Origin of the sequence: Arthrobacter sp. GCM10027362, assembly GCF_042679445.1 — a bacterium.
Taxonomy (GTDB): Bacteria; Actinomycetota; Actinomycetes; order Actinomycetales; family Micrococcaceae; genus Crystallibacter.
The window spans coordinates 1-2543 of record NZ_JBHTML010000318.1; the positions used below are offsets into that span (position 1 = coordinate 1).

Genomic DNA, 2543 nt, shown 5'->3' on the forward strand with positions numbered 1-2543 from the left:
CCGTGGACCAGGTGCGCGAGCGCACCGGCGCCCTCGGCGAGGACGACTTCACCCGGGGCCCGGCCCAGCGGCGGGCCGAGGTGCAGCAGCAGCGGCTGGGACTGCCGGTGCTGCCGACCACCACCATCGGTTCCTTCCCGCAGACCGGCGAGGTGCGCCGGGCGCGTGCGGCGGCGCGCAGCGGCGCCATTTCCCCGGCCGAGTACGAGCAGTTCCTGCGCGGGGAGATCACCCGCGTGGTGCGGCTGCAGGAAGAGCTGGGCCTGGACGTGCTGGTGCACGGCGAGCCGGAGCGCAACGACATGGTCCAGTACTTCGCGGAGAACTTCGACGGCTTCGCGGCCACCGGGCAGGGCTGGGTGCAGTCCTACGGCTCGCGCTGCACACGCCCGTCCATCCTCTGGGGCGACGTGTCCCGCCCGCAGGCGTTCACCGTCCCGTGGATCAGCTTCGCGCAGTCGCTCACCGACCGGCCGCTCAAGGGCATGCTCACCGGCCCGGTCACCATCCTGGCCTGGTCCTTCGTCCGCGACGACCAGCCGCTGGCCGAGACGGCGAACCAGGTGGCGCTGGCGCTGCGCGATGAAATCGCCGACCTGGAAGCCGCGGGCACCGCGATCGTGCAGGTGGACGAGCCGGCCCTGCGCGAGCTGCTGCCGCTGCGTGCGGCGGACCAGCCGGCGTACCTGGACTGGTCGGTCCGCGCGTTCCGGCTGGCGACCTCCGGCGCCGGCGAGCAGACCCAGATCCACACCCACCTGTGCTACTCCGAATTCGGCGAGGTGATTGCCGCGATCGACGGCCTGGACGCGGACGTGACCAGCATCGAGGCGGCCCGCTCCCGGCTCGAGGTGGTCGCGGATCTGGCCGATTTCGGCTATTCCCGCGGCATCGGCCCGGGCGTCTACGACATCCACTCCCCGCGCGTACCCTCCGAAAAGGAAGTGGCCGGGCTGATCACGGCGGCGCTGGCCGGCATCCCGTCGCGCCAGCTGTGGATCAACCCGGACTGCGGCCTGAAGACCCGCGGCTACGAGGAGACCGTTGCCTCGCTGCGCAACCTCGTCGCGGCGGCCGGGACCGTCCGCGAAGCGGTGGCCGGGACCGTCCGCGAAGCGGTGGCCGTCCAGGCCTAGCGCCCCGGGCCGGGACCCGGCGGGACCGCACAACCGCTCCCGCCGGGTCCCGGCCCGCCGCATGTCGGCGAAGGAACCGGGCTTCACCTGCATCCGTACCGGTAACCCGGCGGCCGCCGGCGCCTGATTCGCCGGCTACTTCCAGAGCCGCCCGGCGGCGATGCCGGCACCCCCGGCCCAGGGCCTCGAGCCTGGCGAAGGCGATCTGCCGGTGCACGCGCCCACCCAGACCGCAGTCGGTGGAGGCGATGGCCCGCCCGCGGCCAACCAGCCTGGCGAAGCGCTCGATCCGGCCCGCGACCAGTTCCGGATGCTCCACCACGTTGGTGGCATGGGAGACGACGCCGGGGATGATCACCTTGCCCTCGGGCAGCTCGCGGTCCTCCCAGACGCGCCATTCCTGCTCGTGCCGGACCTTGCCGGCCTCGAAGGCGCAGGCGCCGGCGTTGACCTGCAACACCGGGCCGGTGATGTCCGCGAAGGGGATGTCGGTGGTGTGCGGGCCGTGCCAGGAGCCCCGGCACACGTAGAATCGGATCTGCTCCTGGGGCAGGTCGCGCAGGGCCCGGTTGGCGGCCTCCACACGGAGCCGGATGAACTTCAGGTAGTCCTCCAGCGGCGGTTCGGGGCTGATCTGGTCCCAGCTTTCGGCCAGCGACGGATCGTCCAGCTGGACGGTCAGGCCGGCGTCGGTGATCGCCTGGTATTCCTCGCGCATGGCGTCGGCGCAGGCGTAGAGCAGCTCCTCGTCGGACTGGTAATAGTCGTTGGCAATGCTTACACAGGAGCCCGGCGACAGGGAGGCGACAAAGCCCTCGGGGAGTCCGGCCGCGGCCAGCAGTTCCGGCATCCGCGGCCTGAGCGCATCAAGATCCTCCTCTCCGGGGCCGCCGAACCGGCCTTCCGGCGTCGCCGGCTTCCGGACTTCGGGACTTCCGGACTTACAGACTTGCGGACAACCAGGGGTGACCTTCAGGGGCTTTGCCGGCCGAACCTGCCGGGACCGGGCCCGCGGGTGCGCATCGCCGGCTGTGGGAAGATGTACGGCGTGATTATGAGCCGGACAGGTTCCCCGCTGCATGTGGTCGCCTGCGCCCACGGTACCGACGACCCGGTCGGCCGGACACTCATCGACGGGCTGCGCCGGGACGTCGGCGCCGCAGCGGCCGCCCGCGGGCTCGACGTGCTCGTCCACGAGGCCTATGTGGATGTCCAGCAGCCCGCCCTGGACGACGTCGTCGCCGGACTTCCCGCGGGCGAACCGGCCGTGGTGGTCCCGCTGCTGCTCTCCACCGGGTTCCACACCCGCGTCGACATCCGCCGGGCGGTCCAGGCGCGCCCCGGAACCGTGGCCGCACAGGCCATCGGGCCGGACCGCCGGCTGGCCCGGGTCCTGGCCGGGCGGCT

At 72.4% G+C, this 2543-nt stretch carries 2 protein-coding genes and 1 pseudogene; 2 read left to right on the forward strand and 1 reads right to left on the reverse strand.

From position 1 onward, the window contains the following. Positions 1–1136 (forward strand): 5-methyltetrahydropteroyltriglutamate--homocysteine S-methyltransferase (gene metE, locus ACFQ36_RS22140; protein WP_377017633.1); only part of this gene is annotated, 1136 nt, incomplete at its 5' end. 135 nt (positions 1137–1271) lie between these two features. Here the strand turns inward: metE and ACFQ36_RS22145 are convergent. Beyond that, a pseudogene (locus ACFQ36_RS22145) lies at positions 1272–1974 on the reverse strand (epoxyalkane--coenzyme M transferase); the annotation flags it as partial. A gap of 216 nt (positions 1975–2190) precedes the next feature. Here ACFQ36_RS22145 and ACFQ36_RS22150 point away from each other — a divergent pair. Continuing rightward, positions 2191–2543 (forward strand): sirohydrochlorin chelatase (locus ACFQ36_RS22150; protein ID WP_377017635.1); only part of this gene is annotated, 353 nt, incomplete at its 3' end.